1 protein-coding gene is annotated in these 507 nt (G+C 64.3%); it reads right to left on the bottom strand.

What is annotated here, in order from left to right; all coding sequences use genetic code 11:
- Positions 1-265: 265 nt before the first annotated feature.
- A partial coding sequence (locus tag ACTIFP_RS17695; RefSeq protein WP_439569991.1) for an amidohydrolase family protein occupies positions 266-507 on the bottom strand: 242 nt, incomplete at its 5' end.

Here is a 507-nt window from a genome sequence, read left to right as displayed (position 1 = left end):
CCCTCGATCGGCGCGCTGCCGTCACCGATGACAAGCTTCGCGTTGGTGATCGCGACGTCCTGGGCGTGGACCGGCGCGGCTAGCGCCAAGGCTGCGACAAGTGCGCCCCCCAACCCCATTCGCGCCGTGCCCCTGCGAAGGCAGGGGCCCATCACCCGCGCTCTCGCTTGTTCACCACCGTCGACCGAATGCCGCAAGGACCGGAGATGGACCCCCGCCTTCGCGGGGGAACAGCAAAGGGCAGAGAGGAAATTTGGGAGCTTGATCATTTCACATCTCCCTCGCCGGGCTGGCCCAGCTCGAAATCGCTCACCGGACGACGCTTGGGATCATAGGCATCGAACATCAACGCTCCATCGATCCACACTTTTTCGGGCCGCGTATAGGCGCTGAACGGATTGCCATTCCACAACACCACATCGGCCATCTTGCCCGCCTTCAGGCTGCCGGTGCGGTCACCGATCCCCAGCGCCTTGGCGGGGTTGAACGATAGCCAGGTCCACGCCA

The organism is Sphingopyxis sp. (assembly GCF_051861155.1).
GTDB lineage: Bacteria > Pseudomonadota > Alphaproteobacteria > Sphingomonadales > Sphingomonadaceae > Sphingopyxis.
Note: the sequence above shows the minus strand (reverse complement) of the source record. Positions and strands in the feature narration are given on the sequence as shown.